This window comes from Streptomyces sp. NPDC030991, from assembly GCF_055571235.1.
In genome coordinates this window covers 94,166-110,330 of sequence record NZ_JBVIFR010000011.1, presented here as the reverse complement: position 1 = coordinate 110,330, position 16,165 = coordinate 94,166, and the positions used below count along the sequence as shown (strand labels likewise).

14 protein-coding genes are annotated in these 16,165 nt (G+C 71.3%); 13 read left to right on the top strand and 1 reads right to left on the bottom strand.

Annotated features, from left to right (window positions below):
• Positions 1-66: 66 nt before the first annotated feature.
• From ACZ45E_RS21445 to ACZ45E_RS21425, 5 genes are all read left to right on the top strand, one after another.
• A complete protein-coding gene (locus ACZ45E_RS21445; protein ID WP_468222737.1) occupies positions 67-1,185 on the top strand; it encodes an aminopeptidase P family protein in 1,119 nt (372 codons plus the stop codon).
• 60 nt (positions 1,186-1,245) lie between these two features.
• Positions 1,246-1,812 (top strand): elongation factor P, encoded by a 567-nt coding sequence (efp, locus tag ACZ45E_RS21440; RefSeq protein WP_164303766.1) that lies wholly within the window; start codon positions 1,246-1,248, stop codon positions 1,810-1,812.
• A gap of 2 nt (positions 1,813-1,814) precedes the next feature.
• Positions 1,815-2,249, top strand: a complete 435-nt coding sequence (gene nusB, locus ACZ45E_RS21435; RefSeq protein ID WP_468222735.1) for a transcription antitermination factor NusB — start codon at positions 1,815-1,817, stop codon at positions 2,247-2,249.
• 101 nt (positions 2,250-2,350) lie between these two features.
• The gene (locus ACZ45E_RS21430) at positions 2,351-3,745 is read left to right on the top strand and encodes an MFS transporter (RefSeq protein ID WP_468222733.1); all 1,395 of its coding nucleotides are present in this window, start codon (positions 2,351-2,353) and stop codon (positions 3,743-3,745) included.
• Positions 3,746-3,761: 16 nt separating this feature from the next.
• Positions 3,762-5,222 carry a pyridoxal phosphate-dependent decarboxylase family protein gene (locus ACZ45E_RS21425; protein WP_468222732.1) on the top strand — a complete coding sequence of 487 codons (1,461 nt, stop codon included), beginning with the start codon at positions 3,762-3,764 and terminating at the stop codon, positions 5,220-5,222.
• Positions 5,223-5,316: 94 nt separating this feature from the next.
• Here the strand turns inward: ACZ45E_RS21425 and bldD are convergent, their stop codons facing one another.
• The gene (bldD, locus tag ACZ45E_RS21420; protein ID WP_093894511.1) at positions 5,317-5,817 is read right to left on the bottom strand and encodes a transcriptional regulator BldD; all 501 of its coding nucleotides are present in this window, start codon (positions 5,815-5,817) and stop codon (positions 5,317-5,319) included.
• Between the two features lie 242 nt (positions 5,818-6,059).
• On the opposite strand from bldD, the gene pyrR reads away from it, so the two are divergent.
• The 8 genes from pyrR to pyrF all read left to right on the top strand — a co-directional run bounded on the left by pyrR (position 6,060) and on the right by pyrF (position 16,053).
• Entirely contained in the window at positions 6,060-6,632 is a 573-nt protein-coding gene (gene pyrR, locus ACZ45E_RS21415; RefSeq protein ID WP_468222730.1) for a bifunctional pyr operon transcriptional regulator/uracil phosphoribosyltransferase PyrR, read from the top strand.
• A 103-nt stretch (positions 6,633-6,735) separates the two neighbouring features.
• Complete coding sequence (locus ACZ45E_RS21410; RefSeq protein ID WP_468222728.1) at positions 6,736-7,713, top strand: aspartate carbamoyltransferase catalytic subunit; 978 nt, start codon at positions 6,736-6,738, stop codon at positions 7,711-7,713.
• A gap of 2 nt (positions 7,714-7,715) precedes the next feature.
• Complete coding sequence (locus ACZ45E_RS21405; RefSeq protein ID WP_468222726.1) at positions 7,716-9,005, top strand: dihydroorotase; 1,290 nt, start codon at positions 7,716-7,718, stop codon at positions 9,003-9,005.
• Entirely contained in the window at positions 9,002-9,592 is a 591-nt protein-coding gene (locus ACZ45E_RS21400; RefSeq protein WP_468222725.1) for a PH-like domain-containing protein, read from the top strand. Before ACZ45E_RS21405 ends, ACZ45E_RS21400 begins: the two co-directional genes overlap by 4 nt.
• Positions 9,589-10,731: a glutamine-hydrolyzing carbamoyl-phosphate synthase small subunit gene (carA, locus tag ACZ45E_RS21395; protein ID WP_468222723.1), complete on the top strand. Its 1,143-nt coding sequence runs from the start codon at positions 9,589-9,591 to the stop codon at positions 10,729-10,731. The genes ACZ45E_RS21400 and carA overlap by 4 nt, the downstream gene beginning before the upstream one ends.
• Positions 10,724-14,032 carry a carbamoyl-phosphate synthase large subunit gene (gene carB / locus ACZ45E_RS21390; protein ID WP_468222721.1) on the top strand — a complete coding sequence of 1,103 codons (3,309 nt, stop codon included), beginning with the start codon at positions 10,724-10,726 and terminating at the stop codon, positions 14,030-14,032. The genes carA and carB overlap by 8 nt, the downstream gene beginning before the upstream one ends.
• Before the next feature lie 72 nt (positions 14,033-14,104).
• Complete coding sequence (locus tag ACZ45E_RS21385) at positions 14,105-15,208, top strand: quinone-dependent dihydroorotate dehydrogenase (protein ID WP_468222720.1); 1,104 nt, start codon at positions 14,105-14,107, stop codon at positions 15,206-15,208.
• On the top strand, positions 15,205-16,053 hold the full coding sequence (gene pyrF, locus ACZ45E_RS21380; protein WP_468222718.1) for an orotidine-5'-phosphate decarboxylase: 849 nt from the start codon (positions 15,205-15,207) through the stop codon (positions 16,051-16,053). The genes ACZ45E_RS21385 and pyrF overlap by 4 nt, the downstream gene beginning before the upstream one ends.
• Positions 16,054-16,165: the final 112 nt, after the last annotated feature.

The following is a 16,165-nucleotide window of genomic DNA, read 5'->3' as shown; positions in this document are numbered from 1 at the left end:
CACGGCGACGCCCGTCCGGACGCGCTGAACCGGCCGCCCGGCGCGCCCGCTCCTACGCTCGGCCTCATGGCAGAGGCGTACGCGGCACGACGGGACCGGCTCAGAGAGCGCGCGACAGCGGGTGGCAGCGCGGCCGCCCTCGTGTCCCGCTCCGCCAACGTGCGCTATCTCACCGGGGCGGCGCCACCCGGCGCCGTTCTGCTGCTCGGCCGGGACGCGGACGGCAGCGGCGACGTCCTGCTCTGCCCGTCTCCCCCCAGCGGGCAGATCGCCGAGGGACGGGCCGACGAGGAGCTGCGCGTGCAGGTCCTGGCCGCACCCGTCGGGGACCCGGCCGTCGCCGCCGCCGACATGGCGCTGGCCCAGGGCGCCGACTCGCTCGCCGTCGAGGAGCACCATCTGACGATGGCCAGGCACCGGGCCATCGGATCGGTCGCACCCGGACTGCTCCTGGCCGACCTGAACAGGGCCGTCGAGCAGGTGCGCCTGGTCAAGGACGAGGACGAGATCTCCTGCCTGCGCATCGCCGCCGAGATCGCCGACCAGGCGCTGGGCGAGCTGCTCGAGTCGATCCTCGTCGGCCGCACCGAGCGCCATCTCGCCCTGGAACTGGAACGCCGGCTCGTCGACCACGGCGCGGACGGGCCCGCCTTCCCGACCTCCGTGGGCACGGGGCCGAATTCCGGCCGTGGTGGCCACCGGCCCAGCGACCGCCGGGTCGAGGAAGGCGATTTTCTCTCCGTCTGTCTGGGCGCCACCTACCGCGGCTACCGCTGCGAGATCGGCCGGACCTTCGTCATCGGGACCTCGCCCGCGGACTGGCAGATCGAGCTGTACGACCTCGTCTTCGCCGCTCAGCGCGCCGGACGGGAGAGCCTGCTGCCCGGTGCGGAGTGCCGTGAGGTGGACCGGGCCGCCCGCCATGTACTGGACGCGGCGGGGTACGGTGACGGGCTCGCACAGCTGACCGGACACGGGGTGGGACTCGAAATCGACGAGGACCCGCAGCTGGCCCCCGCGGCCATGGGTAAACTGGACGCTTGTGTGCCGGTCACCGTCGAACCGGGGGTCCACCTCCCCGGCCGGGGCGGTGTCCGGATCGATGACACGCTCGTCGTTCGCCCCGAGGCGGACGGCGGACCCGAGCTACTCACCATCACGACCAAGGAGCTGCTCGCGCTCTAGCCTCCGGGCTGCTCGCGTGCCCCCGGGGTCGTCCACGTCAGTCCAGGAGATTCCGCAACCGTGGCTTCCACGAACGACCTCAAGAACGGCCTGGTGCTCAAGCTCGACGGGGGCCAGCTCTGGTCCGTCGTCGAGTTCCAGCACGTCAAGCCCGGCAAGGGCCCGGCCTTCGTGCGCACCAAGCTCAAGAACGTGCTCTCCGGCAAGGTCGTCGACAAGACGTTCAACGCCGGCGTCAAGGTCGAGACGGCCACGATCGACAAGCGCGACATGCAGTTCTCCTACATGGACGGCGACTACTTCGTCTTCATGGACATGGAGACCTACGACCAGCTGCACGTCGACCGCAAGGCCGTCGGTGACGCCGCCAACTTCCTGATCGAGGGCTTCAACGCCTCCGTCGCGCAGCACGAGGGCGAGGTGCTCTTCGTCGAGCTGCCGGCCGCCGTCGAGCTCGTCATCCAGGAGACGGAGCCGGGCGTCCAGGGCGACCGTTCCACCGGTGGCACCAAGCCCGCGACGCTGGAGACCGGTCACCAGATCGCGGTGCCGCTCTTCATCACCACGGGCGAGAAGATCAAGGTCGACACCCGTGACAGCAGCTACCTCGGCCGGGTGAACAGCTAACCGTGGCTGCCCGTAATACAGCCCGCAAGCGCGCCTTCCAGATCCTCTTCGAGGCCGATCAGCGCGGCGCCGACGTACTGACGGTCCTCGCCGACTGGGTCCGGCACTCCCGCAGTGACACGCGGCAGCCGCCCGTCAGCGAGTACACGATGGAGCTGGTCGAGGGGTACGCCGGACACGCGGCCCGGATCGACGAGCTCATCGCGCAGTACGCCGTCGGGTGGACCCTGGACCGCATGCCGGTCGTCGACCGCAACATCCTGCGGCTCGGCGCCCACGAGCTGGTCTGGGTCGACGGGACACCGGACGCCGTGGTGCTCGACGAGGCCGTGTCACTGGCCAAGGAGTTCTCCACCGACGAGTCACCGGCGTTCATCAACGGACTTCTGGGCCGCTTCAAGGACCTGAAGCCCTCGCTCCGCCGCGACCAGGCATAACGCCGCAGAGGGCGCGTAACACCGCAGGCCCGAAGCAGAACTTGAACAATGTTCTGCTTCGGGCCTGGTGCGTTCCCCGGGGCCTTCACTAGGTTCTGGCCATGCCCCCAACAGGCCCCCGTCCGCTCGGCGCCCGAGTGCGCGTCGGCTACGGCCTCGGCTCCTTCGCCACCGGCACCTTCGGCACCGTCCCCGGCCTGCTCCTGCTCTACTACCTGACCGACGTCCTCGGCGTCGGCGCGGGCCTGGCGGGACTGCTCGTCTTCCTGCCCAAGGCGTGGGACGTCCTGCTCAACCCCTGGATAGGCAGCCTCTCCGACCGCAGCACCCGCAGCCGCTTCGGCCCACGCCGCTCCTGGATGCTGCTCGGCGCCCTCACCATGCCGCTCTGTTTCGCCGCCATGTTCGCCGCGCCGGGCCTCGACGGCGGACCCGCGGCCGCGTACGTCGCCGTCCTCTTCCTGCTCACCGCCTCCGCGTACGCCTGCTTCCAGGTCCCCTACGTGGCGCTGCCCGCCGAACTCACGGCCGACCCGGACGAGCGCGCCCGCGTGATGTCCTGGCGCGTCGCGTTCCTGGCCGTCGCGATCCTGCTGTCCGGAGCGGTCGCGCCGCTGCTGGCCGGCGCCACCGCCGACGACCGCGGCAGCGCGGGCGGCTACCGGCTGATGGGCGCGGTGATCGGCGCTCTCCTCGCCGCCGGCATGCTCGCCGCCGTGGCCGCGACCGCCGGGGCCGGCAGCGCCGTCCCGGCGCGGAGCGAGCCCGGCCTGCGCGCACAGCTCCGCGCGGCCCGCGGCAACGCGCCCTTCGCCTGGCTGCTCGGCGCCTTCGTCACGCAGGCCGCAGCGACCGGCCTGATGCTGGCGGGCACCCAGTACTTCGCCACGTACATCCTCGACAGCCCGGCCGCCACGACGGTGCTGTTCGTCTGCCTCATCGTCCCCTCGCTGCTCGCGACGGGCCTGTGGCTGGCGGTCGGACGCCGCCGCGGCAAGCGGAACGCGGCCCTGATGGCCTCGCTCTGCTTCCTGCTGGGAGCCCTGGGGGCCGCGGCCGGCCGCGAGCCGGCCGCGCCGCTGGTCTACGGAGCCGTCGCCGTGGCCGGGGTCGGGTACGCCGGCATGCAGATGCTGCCGATGGCGATGCTCGGCGACGCCATCGCCGCCGACGCGTACACCAGCGGGCGGCGCCGGGCCGGGGTCTTCACCGGACTGTGGACCGCGGGCGAGACGCTCGGACTCGCCCTGGGGCCCGGACTGTTCGGGCTCGTGCTCGCGCTCGGCGGCTTCGCCTCGTCCGACGCCGACCACCGCGTGGCCCAGCCGGACTCCGCGCTCAGCGCGATCGTCGTCGGCTTCGGCGCCCTGCCCGCCGCCCTGCTCCTCCTCAGCCTTCCGCTGCTGGCCCGCTACCGCCTCACCGAGGCCGAACTGGTCCGGCTGCGCGACGCGTCCGAGGCCGCGACCGCCGCCCGGGACAAGGAATCCGCATGACGACCGGAGTGTGTGCATGACGACCGACCCGATCCTGTCGCGCCTCGCCACGCTGCGCGCGGGTGATCTCCCCGTCCACGGCGGACGCACGATGGCCTACGTCTACGATTCCGGTCTTGCCGGGCTCGACGACCTGGCCGCCGCCGCGCACGCCGCCTTCGCCGGGGTCAACGGGCTCGACATGACGGCGTTCCCGAGCGTCGTGGAGCTGGAGAACGACCTGGTACGGCGGGCCACCGCACTGCTGGGCGGCGGCGCGGGCACCTTCACCAGCGGCGGCACCGAGAGCTGCCTGCTCGCTGTCCTGACGGCACGTCAGCACGCCCGCAGGGTGCGGGGCGTGCGCGACCCGGAGCTGGTCCTCGCGGAGACGGCGCACGCCGCGTTCCACAAGGCCGCCGAAGTGTTCGGGCTGCGTGTGGTGAGCGTGCCCGTCGACCCGGACACGTTCAGGGTGCGCCTCGCCGACGTGGCCGCGGCGATCACCGGCCGCACGGCCCTGGTCGTCGTCTCGGCGCCCTCGTACGCGCACGGCGTCATCGACCCCGTTCCCGAAGTGGCGGCCGAGGCGGCCCGGCGCGGGGTGCTCTGCCACGTCGACGCCTGCATCGGCGGCTGGTACCTCGGGCACCTGCGAACGGCGGTACGGGACGGCCACTTTGCCCAGGACGCGCCGGAGATACCCGAGTTCGACCTGTCCGTACCGGGTGTGACCTCCCTCTCGGTGGACCTCCACAAGTACGCGTACACGGCGAAGGGGGCCTCGCTCCTCCTCTTCCGCGACGCCGGACTGCGCCGCCATGGCTGGTTCGCGCACGCCTCCTGGCCCGGCTACCCCGTGGTCAACTCCACGCTCCAGGGCACCAAGTCCGCCGGACCGCTCGCCGCGGCCTGGGCCGTGACGGAGCGCGTCGGCACCGAGGGTTACGCGGCGTTGTCGTCGCGCGTACACCGGGCGACCCGCGCCCTCGCCGACGGCATCGAGCGGATCGAGGGGCTGCGGCTGCTCGCGCAGCCCGACGCGTCCCTGCTCGCGGTCGCCGCCGCCGAGGACCGGCACGGCGCGGAGGTCGACGTCTTCGTGGTCGCGGACGAGATCCGGGGGAGCGGCTGGTACCTGCAGCCGCAGCCCGCGTTCGGGGCGTCGCCCGCCAACCTGCATCTGACCGTGACCGCCGCGGTGGCGGACGAGGAGACCGTGCGGCTGCTGCTCGGCGAGCTGGAGAAGGCGGTGGCGCGGGCGCGGGCGGCCGGTCCCGTCCGCGTCGACCCGGCGATCGTCGAGGCCGCCGGCGCACTCGACCCGGAGGCGCTGACCCCGGAGGAGGTCGAGGTGGCGCTGGCCCTCGCGGGCGTCGGCGAGGGGGGCAGGCTGCCCGAACGGATGGCACCGGTGCTCGCGGTCCTCCAGGCGCTGCCGCCGAAGCTGAGCGAACGGCTCCTGCCCGAGGTCATCGGGCGGCTCTACCAGCTCTGAGAAGGAGCGACGCCCGGGCCCGGAGAACACCCAAGGGGCGGAGCCCGTCGGCTCCGCCCCTTGCGGTGTGACGTTTCTTCGGTCCGGGCTTCGATCAGGCCTCTTCGTGCGCCACCGCACGCCGCGCGTCCGCGTCCAGCACACCCCAGCTGATCAGCTGCTCGGTGAGGACCGAGGGCGACTGGTCGTAGATGACCGCGAGCGTGCGCAGGTCGTCCTGGCGGATCGAGAGCACCTTGCCGTTGTAGTCACCGCGCTGCGACTGGATCGTGGCGGCATAACGCTGCAGCGGGCCCGCCTTCTCCGGCGGCACGTGGGCCAGGCGCTCCAGGTCCAGGACGAGCTTCGGCGGCGGCTCGGCGGCGCCGCCCGGGGTGGTGCCCGGCAGCAGCTCCTGCACCGGAACCCCGTAGAAGTCCGCCAGCTCGGCAAGGCGCTGCACGGTCACGGCACGGTCACCGCGCTCGTACGACCCGACCACGACCGCCTTCCAGCGTCCCTGGGACTTCTCCTCGACACCGTGGAGGGAAAGGCCCTGCTGGGTACGGATCGCACGGAGCTTGGCCCCGAGCTGTTTGGCGTATTCGCTGGACATATAGCTCCCCGGACACTGCATCACTGTGCGGCTGCGCCGCGTGGCTGTAACTCACTGTGAGGTTACGCAGCGTTACTTGGCCGCGTCAAGCCGAATGGTCCGTACCGACCTTCTCCCAAATCGGGCGATCCCGCACCTTCAGGAGGGTGATCGGTGATGTTCGCGGGCTGATAGTCTGGGTGGCGCAAATCCGACGTCCTTTAAGATCCGTCCCGTGAGGCGGAGAAGGGGGTCCGTTTCGTATGGACACGCAGAATTCCGATGCCAGGTCCGTTCTCGAAGGCCCTGACATCGCGCGGGTACTGACCCGTATCGCCCACGAGATCGTCGAGCGCGCCAAGGGCGCCGAGGACGTGGTCCTCCTGGGCATTCCCACGCGCGGCGTCTTTCTCGCCCGCCGGCTGGCCGAGAAGCTCGAAGAGATCACCGGCCGCCCCGTCCCCGTCGGCTCGCTCGACATCACGATGTACCGGGACGACCTGCGCATGCACCCGCCGCGCGCGCTCGCCCGCACCGAGATCCCCGGTGACGGCATCGACGGCCGCCTCGTGGTCCTCGTCGACGACGTGCTCTTCTCCGGCCGCACCATCCGCGCCGCCCTCGACGCGCTGAACGACATCGGGCGCCCGCGCGCCGTGCAGCTCGCGGTCCTCGTCGACCGCGGCCACCGCGAACTCCCGATCCGCGCCGACTACGTCGGCAAGAACCTCCCCACGTCGCTGCGGGAGACGGTCAAGGTCCAGCTCGCCGAGGAGGACGGCCGCGACGCCGTGCTGCTCGGTGCCAAGCGGGACTCCAAGGCGGCCGAGCAGTAGCCACCTGCGGGCGTGCGTCCCCGACGGGCCGTACGCCAGCACAGGTGTGCCCTCGCGCGCCCGTATGCCCTGAATCTCCTGAACCTCCCTACGGAGCCCCCCGATGATGCGCCACCTCATCTCGGCCGCCGACCTCACCCGCGACGACGCCGTCCTCATCCTCGACACCACCGAGGAGATGGTCCGCGTCGCCGACCGGCCCATCAAGAAGCTGCCCGCCCTGCGCGGGCGGACCGTCTGCAACCTCTTCTTCGAGGACTCGACCCGGACCCGGATCTCCTTCGAGGCCGCCGAGAAGCGCCTCTCCGCCGACGTCATCAACTTCGCGGCCAAGGGCTCAAGCGTCTCCAAGGGCGAGTCCCTGAAGGACACCGCGCAGACCCTGGAGGCGATGGGCGTCGACGCCGTCGTCATCCGGCACGGCGCGTCCGGCGCCCCGTACCGGCTCGCGACCTCCGGCTGGATCGACGCCCCGGTGATCAACGCGGGCGACGGCACCCACCAGCACCCCACCCAGGCGCTCCTGGACGCCTTCACCATGCGCCGCCGCCTGGTCGGCGCGGACGCCGGCATCGGCCGGGGCCTCGACGGCAGGCGCGTCACCATCGTCGGTGACGTCCTGCACAGCCGCGTCGCCCGCTCCAACGTCGACCTGCTGCACACCCTCGGCGCCCACGTCACCCTCGTCGCGCCGCCCACCTTGCTGCCCGTCGGCGTCGAGAGCTGGCCCTGCGAGGTCTCCTACGACCTGGACTCCACCCTGACCAAGTCCGACGCGGTGATGATGCTGCGCGTCCAGCGCGAGCGCATGAACGCGGCGTTCTTCCCGACCGAGCGCGAGTACTCGCGCCGCTACGGTCTCGACGGCGACCGCATGGCGAAGATGCCGGAGCACGCCATCGTGATGCACCCGGGACCGATGGTCCGCGGCATGGAGATCACCGCCGAGGTCGCCGACTCCGACCGCTGCACGGCCATCGAACAGGTCGCCAACGGCGTCCACACCCGCATGGCCGTCCTCTACCTGCTGCTCGGCGGCAACGAACCCGCCGTCACCCACTCTCGTACCGAGGAGAAGTAAGTATGAGCAAGATCCTGATCCGTGGTGCGAAGGTGCTCGGCGGCGAGCCGCAGGACGTCCTGATCGACGGTGCCGTCATCGCGGAGGTCGGCGGCGGATTGTCCACCGACGGCGTCGACGAGATCGTCGAGGCCGGCGGCAAGGTGCTCCTGCCGGGCCTCGTCGACCTGCACACGCACCTGCGCGAGCCGGGCCGCGAGGACTCCGAGACCGTTCTGACCGGCACGCGCGCGGCCGCCTCCGGCGGCTACACCGCCGTGTTCGCCATGGCCAACACCTTCCCGGTCGCCGACACCGCGGGCGTCGTCGAGCAGGTCCACCGGCTCGGTCAGGACCACGGCTACTGCGACGTGCAGCCCATCGGCGCCGTCACCGTCGGCCTGGAGGGGCACAAGCTCGCCGAGCTCGGCGCCATGTACGAGTCCACCGCAGGCGTCACCGTCTTCTCCGACGACGGCAAGTGTGTCCACGACGCCGTGATCATGCGCCGCGCCCTGGAGTACGTGAAGGCGTTCGGCGGCGTCGTCGCCCAGCACGCGCAGGAGCCCCGGCTCACCGAGGGCGCCCAGATGAACGAGGGCACCGTCTCCGCCGAGCTGGGCCTGGGCGGCTGGCCCGCCGTCGCCGAGGAGTCGATCATCGCCCGTGACGTGCTGCTCGCCGAGCACGTCGGCTCCCGGGTGCACATCTGCCACCTGTCGACCGCCGGGTCGGTGGAGATCGTGCGCTGGGCCAAGTCCCGCGGCATCGACGTGACCGCCGAGGTCACCCCGCACCACCTGCTGCTCACCGACGAGCTCGTGCGCTCCTACAACCCGGTCTACAAGGTCAACCCGCCGCTGCGCACCGAGAAGGACGTCATGGCGCTGCGCGAGGCGCTCGCCGACGGCACGATCGACATCGTCGCCACCGACCACGCCCCGCACCCGCACGAGGACAAGGACTGCGAGTGGGCCGCCGCCGCCATGGGCATGGTCGGCCTGGAGACCGCGCTCTCCGTCGTGCAGCAGACGATGGTCGAGACCGGGCTGCTCGACTGGGCCGGCGTCGCCGACCGGATGTCCGTCAAGCCCGCCGCGATCGGCCGGGCCACCGGCCATGGCCGACCCGTCTCGGCAGGTGAGCCCGCCAACCTGGTTCTCGTCGACGCCGACTACCGTGGAAGCGTTGACCCCGCGGGCTTCGCCTCCCGCAGCCGCAACACCCCCTACGAGGGCCGTGAGCTGCCGGGGCGCGTCACCCACACCTGGCTGCGGGGCAAGGCCACCCTCGCCGACGGGAAGCTCGCGTGACACCTCTGCCCCACCTGGCCCACACCGCCCGCCTGGCCGCCGAACAGAAGTCGGCGGACGTGACCGACTGGGCCGACCGGATCGGTTGGATCGTCGGACTGCTGCTCTTCATCGCCCTCGTCTACTGGCTGATGCGCCAGGGCTGGAAGTGGCGCGGCACCTTGCAGGGCGACGTGCCCCCGCTGCCCGACGCGCCGAGCGAGCGCGGCCCGGTCAGACTTGAACTGAGCGGCCGGTACCACGGCTCCACCACCGCCGGGCAGTGGCTCGACCGCATCGTGGCGCACGGCCTCGGCACCCGCAGCAGGGTCGAGCTGACGCTGACGGACGCGGGCCTGGACGTCGTACGCCCCGGCGCGAGCGACTTCTTCGTCCCGGCGGACGCGCTGCGCGAGGCCCGGCTCGACAAGGGCATCGCCGGCAAGGTCCTCACGGAGGGCGGTCTGCTGATCGTCACCTGGGCGCACGGCGACAAGCTGATCGACTCCGGGTTCCGCTCGGACCACGCCGCCGAGCAGGCCGCCTGGGTCACCGCCATCAACGACATGATCACCACGCACATCACGACGGAAGGCACCGCACGATGACCACCTCCACAAGGGGAGCCAGCAAGGTTCCCGCCGTACTCGTCCTGGAGGACGGCCGGGTGTTCCGCGGCCGCGCCTACGGGGCCGTGGGGGAGACCTTCGGTGAGGCCGTGTTCTCCACCGGCATGACCGGCTACCAGGAGACGCTCACCGACCCGTCGTACGCCCGCCAGATCGTGGTCGCCACCGCCCCGCAGATCGGCAACACGGGCTGGAACGACGAGGACGACGAGTCGGCCCGCATCTGGGTCTCCGGCTACGTGGTCCGCGACCCCGCCCGCATCCCGTCGAACTGGCGCTCCCGCCGCAGCCTCGACGACGAGCTGGACACCCAGGGCGTCGTCGGGATCAGCGGCATCGACACCCGCGCCCTCACCCGCCACCTGCGCGAGCGCGGCTCCATGCGCTCCGGCATCTTCTCCGGCGCGACGCTGGCGGTCGACGCCGCGCTCGTCGAGCGCGTCCAGGCGCAGCCGCACATGAAGGGCGCGAGCCTGTACGAGGAGGTCACCACCAAGGAGGCCTACGTCGTCCCGGCCGTCGGCGAGAAGAAGTTCACCGTCGCCGCCATCGACCTCGGCATCAAGGGCATGACCCCGCACCGCATGGCGGAGCGCGGCATCGAGGTGCACGTCCTGCCCGCCACCGCCACCGAGGAGGAGGTGTACGCCGTCGCCCCCGACGGCGTCTTCTTCTCCAACGGACCCGGCGACCCGGCCTCCGCCGAGGGACCGGTCGCGCTGATGACCGCCGTCCTCGCCCGCAGGACGCCGCTGTTCGGCATCTGCTTCGGCAACCAGATCCTCGGCCGCGCCCTCGGCTTCGGCACGTACAAGCTGAAGTACGGTCACCGCGGTATCAACCAGCCGGTGCAGGACCGCACCACCGGCAAGGTCGAGGTCACCGCGCACAACCACGGCTTCGCCGTGGACGCCCCGCTCGACAAGGTCAGTGAGACGCCCTTCGGCCGCGCCGAGGTCTCCCACGTCTGCCTGAACGACCAGGTCGTCGAAGGTCTCCAGCTGCTCGACCAGCCGGCCTTCTCCGTCCAGTACCACCCAGAGGCGGCAGCGGGACCGCACGACGCCGCGTACCTCTTCGACCGTTTCGTCTCCCTGATGGAGGGCCAGCGTGCCTAAGCGCTCCGATATCCAGTCCGTCCTGGTCATCGGCTCCGGCCCGATCGTCATCGGCCAGGCCGCCGAGTTCGACTACTCCGGCACCCAGGCGTGCCGCGTCCTGCGGGCCGAGGGCCTGCGGGTGATCCTCGTGAACTCCAACCCCGCGACGATCATGACCGACCCGGAGATCGCCGACGCCACGTACGTCGAGCCGATCACCCCCGAGTTCGTCGAGAAGATCATCGCCAAGGAGCGCCCCGACGCGCTGCTCCCGACGCTGGGCGGCCAGACCGCGCTCAACACCGCGATCTCCATGCACGAGCAGGGCGTCCTCGAGAAGTACGGCGTCGAGCTCATCGGCGCCAACGTCGAGGCGATCAACAAGGGTGAGGACCGCGACCTCTTCAAGGGCGTCGTCGAGGAGGTCCGCAAGAAGATCGGGCACGGCGAGTCCGCCCGGTCCGTGATCTGCCACTCCATGGACGACGTGCTGAAGGGTGTCGACACCCTCGGCGGGTACCCCGTCGTCGTCCGCCCCTCCTTCACCATGGGCGGCGCCGGTTCCGGCTTCGCCCACGACGAGGAGGAGCTGCGCCGCATCGCCGGCCAGGGCCTGACCCTCTCGCCCACCACCGAGGTACTCCTGGAGGAGTCCATCCTCGGCTGGAAGGAGTACGAGCTGGAGCTGATGCGCGACAAGAACGACAACGTCGTGGTCGTCTGCTCCATCGAGAACTTCGACCCGATGGGCGTGCACACCGGCGACTCGATCACGGTCGCGCCCGCCATGACCCTCACCGACCGCGAGTACCAGCGGCTGCGGGACGTCGGCATCGCGATCATCCGCGAGGTCGGTGTCGACACCGGCGGCTGCAACATCCAGTTCGCGATCGATCCCGAGGACGGCCGCGTCATCGTCATCGAGATGAACCCGCGCGTGTCGCGTTCGTCCGCGCTCGCCTCCAAGGCCACCGGCTTCCCGATCGCGAAGATCGCCGCGAAGCTGGCCGTGGGGTACACGCTCGACGAGATCCCGAACGACATCACCGAGAAGACCCCGGCCTCGTTCGAGCCGACGCTCGACTACGTGGTCGTGAAGGCTCCGCGTTTCGCCTTCGAGAAGTTCCCGAGCGCCGACTCCACCCTCACCACGACCATGAAGTCGGTCGGCGAGGCCATGGCGATCGGCCGCAACTTCACCGAGGCGTTCCAGAAGGCGCTGCGCTCGCTGGAGAAGAAGGGCAGCCAGTTCACCTTCGTCGGCCCGGTCGGCGACAAGAAGGAACTGCTCGAAGCCTCCGTCCGCCCCACCGACGGCCGCATCAACACCGTCATGGAGGCGATCCGGGCCGGCGCCACGCCCCAGGAGATCTTCGACTACACGAAGATCGACCCCTGGTTCGTCGACCAGCTGTTCCTGATCAAGGAGATCGCCGACGAGCTCGCCGCCGCCGAGCGCCTCGACGCGGAGCTGCTCGCCGAGGCCAAGCGCCACGGCTTCTCCGACCAGCAGATCGGTGAACTCCGCGGCCTGCGCGAGGACGTCGTCCGCGAGGTCAGGCACGCCCTCGGGGTCCGCCCGGTCTACAAGACGGTCGACACCTGCGCCGCCGAGTTCGCCGCGAAGACGCCGTACTTCTACTCCTCCTACGACGAGGAGAGCGAGGTCGCCCCGCGCACCAAGCCCGCGGTGATCATCCTGGGCTCCGGCCCGAACCGCATCGGCCAGGGCATCGAGTTCGACTACTCCTGCGTCCACGCCTCCTTCGCACTCAGCGACGCGGGCTACGAGACCGTGATGGTCAACTGCAACCCGGAGACCGTCTCCACCGACTACGACACCTCCGACCGCCTGTACTTCGAGCCGCTGACGCTGGAAGACGTGCTGGAGATCGTGCACGCGGAGTCCCTCGCCGGCCCGATCGCGGGCGTCGTCGTCCAGCTCGGCGGCCAGACCCCGCTGGGCCTGGCCCAGGCGCTCAAGGACAACGGGGTGCCGGTCGTGGGCACCCCGCCGGAGGCGATCCACGCCGCCGAGGACCGCGGCGCCTTCGGCCGCGTGCTCGCGGAGGCCGGCCTCCCGGCGCCGAAGCACGGCACCGCCACCACGTTCGCGGAAGCGAAGGCGATCGCCGACGAGATCGGCTATCCGGTCCTCGTCCGCCCGTCCTACGTCCTCGGCGGCCGCGGCATGGAGATCGTCTACGACGAGACCCGCCTGTCCTCGTACATCGAGGAGTCGACCGAGATCAGCCCGTCGCGGCCGGTCCTCGTGGACCGTTTCCTCGACGACGCCATCGAGATCGACGTCGACGCCCTCTACGACGGCGAGGAGCTCTACCTCGGCGGCGTCATGGAGCACATCGAGGAGGCCGGCATCCACTCCGGCGACTCGGCGTGCGCGCTGCCCCCGATCACCCTGGGCGGCTTCGACATCAAGCGCCTGCGGGCCTCCACCGAGGCCATCGCCAAGGGCGTCGGCGTACGCGGCCTCATCAACATCCAGTTCGCCCTGGCCGGGGACATCCTCTACGTCCTGGAGGCCAACCCGCGCGCGTCGCGCACCGTCCCCTTCACCTCGAAGGCGACCGCGGTGCCGCTCGCGAAGGCCGCCGCCCGCATCTCGCTGGGCGCCACCGTCGCCGAGCTGCGCGCCGAGGGGCTCCTGCCGAAGACCGGCGACGGCGGCACGCTCCCGCTCGACGCGCCGATCTCCGTCAAGGAGGCCGTCATGCCGTGGTCGCGCTTCCGCGACATCCACGGCCGCGGCGTCGACACCGTCCTCGGCCCGGAGATGCGCTCCACCGGCGAGGTCATGGGCATCGACTCCGTCTTCGGCACGGCGTACGCCAAGTCGCAGGCGGGCGCCTACGGGCCGCTGCCGACGAAGGGCCGGGCGTTCATCTCCGTCGCCAACCGCGACAAGCGCTCGATGATCTTCCCGGCGCGCGAGCTGGTCGCCCACGGCTTCGAGCTGCTCGCCACCTCCGGCACCGCCGAGGTCCTCAAGCGCAACGGCATCAACGCCACCGTCGTGCGCAAGCAGTCCGAGGGCGAGGGCCCCGGCGGCGAGAAGACCATCGTCCAGCTCATCCACTCGGGCGACGTCGACCTCATCGTCAACACCCCGTACGGCACCGGTGGCCGCCTCGACGGCTACGAGATCCGGACGGCGGCCGTGGCCCGCTCGGTGCCCTGCCTGACGACGGTCCAGGCGCTCGCCGCCGCCGTCCAGGGCATCGACGCCCTCAACCACGGCGGCGTGGGCGTCCGCTCCCTGCAGGAACACGCGGAACACCTGACGGCGGCCCGCGACTAGCAATCCCGATGCGAACGAGGGGGACACCACACCGGTGTCCCCCTCTTCATGAGGTCCCCTGGGGAACCCATCATGTACAAGCTCTTCTTCCACCTCGTCTTCAAGCGCATGGACCCGGAGAAGGCCCACTACCTGGCCTTCCGCTGGATCCGCGGCGCGGCCCGCACCCCCGTGCTGCGCACCTTCCTGGCCGCGGCCCTCGCGCCGCGCCACAAGGAGCTGCGCACGGAGGCCCTCGGCCTGCGCATGCACGGCCCCTTCGGGCTCGCCGCCGGCTTCGACAAGAACGCCGTCGCGATCGACGGCATGGCCATGCTCGGCTTCGACCACATCGAGATCGGCACCGTCACGGGCGAGCCGCAGCCGGGCAACCCCAAGAAGCGCCTCTTCCGGCTCGTGCAGGACCGCGCGCTCATCAACCGCATGGGCTTCAACAACGAGGGCTCGCTGGTCGTCGCCGCCCGCCTGGCCTCCCGCAACCCGGTCTTCAAGGCCACCGTCGGCGTGAACATCGGCAAGACCAAGGTCGTGCCGGAGGCCGAGGCCGCCGCCGACTACGTGAAGTCGACCGAGCGTCTCGCCGCCTTCGCCGACTACCTCGTCGTGAACGTCTCCTCGCCCAACACCCCGGGCCTGCGCAACCTCCAGGCCACCGAGGCGCTGCGCCCGCTGCTCACCGCGGTGCGCGAGGCGGCCGACCGCACCGTGCGCTCGCGCCGCGTCCCGCTCCTGGTGAAGATCGCGCCCGACCTCGCCGACGAGGACATCGACGCGGTCGCCGACCTCGCCGTCGAACTCGGCCTGGACGGCATCATCGCCACGAACACCACGATCTCCCGCGACGGCCTCGCCACCAAGGGCAGCGTCGTGGACGAGACGGGCGGCCTGTCCGGGGCCCCGCTCAAGAAGCGCTCCCTGGAGGTCCTCAGGCGCCTCTACGCGCGCGTGGGGGACCAGGTGACCCTCGTGGGCGTCGGCGGCATCGAGAGCGCCGAGGACGCCTGGCAGCGCATCCTCGCGGGCGCCACGCTCGTCCAGGGCTACAGCGCCTTCATCTACGAAGGCCCGTTCTACTCCCGCGCCATCCACAAGGGCCTCGCCGCCCGCCTGAACAACTCCCCGTACGCCACGCTCGCCGAAGCGGTCGGCGCCGATGTCAGGAAGGTCTCCGCATGACAGCCCTGGAACCCTTCGGCGCCCGCCTGCGCCGCGTGATGGACGAACGCGGCCCGCTGTGCGTCGGCATCGACCCGCACGCCGCCCTGCTCTCCTCCTGGGGCCTCGGTGACGACATCGCGGGCCTGGAGTCCTTCACCCGTACGACGGTCGAGGCCCTGGCCGACACCGTGGCCGTCGTGAAGCCGCAGTCGGCGTTCTTCGAGCGGTTCGGCTCGCGCGGCATCGCCGTCCTGGAGCGGGCCGTCGCCGACCTGCGCGCCGCCGGCACCCTCGTCGTCATGGACGCCAAGCGCGGCGACATCGGCTCCACCATGGCCGCGTACGCGCAGACCTTCCTGCGCCAGGACTCCCCGCTGTTCTCGGACGCGCTGACCGTCTCCCCGTACCTGGGCTACGGGTCGCTGAAGCCCGCGGTCGACCTCGCGCGCGAGTCCGGCGCGGGCCTCTTCGTCCTCGCGCTCACCTCGAACCCCGAGGGCGGCGAGGTCCAGCACGCCGTGCGGGCCGACGGCCGCACCGTCGGCGCGACGATGCTCGGGCACCTCGCCGAGGAGAACGCGGGGGAGAGCCCCCTGGGTTCCTTCGGCGCGGTCGTCGGCGCGACCCTGGGCGATCTGACGGCGTCCTACGAGCTCGACATCAACGGCCCGCTCCTCGCGCCCGGCCTCGGCGCGCAAGGGGCCACGCCCGCCGATCTCCCGACGGTGTTCGGCGCGGCCGTGCGCAACGTCGTACCGAACGTGAGCCGCGGTGTCCTGAAGGCCGGACCCTCCGTGCCGGCCCTGCGGGACGCGGCCGTGCGGTACGCGGACGAGGTGCGTGAGGCGGTCGGAGGCGCCTGAGGAGAGGTGCTCGGGGGTGGCACTGCGTGCCTACCTTGAGGCCCGCGTCCGATTCCTGACCGATTTACAGGTCGTTATGCCGGAAATGCACGGCTCGACAGAGGCTGACCAG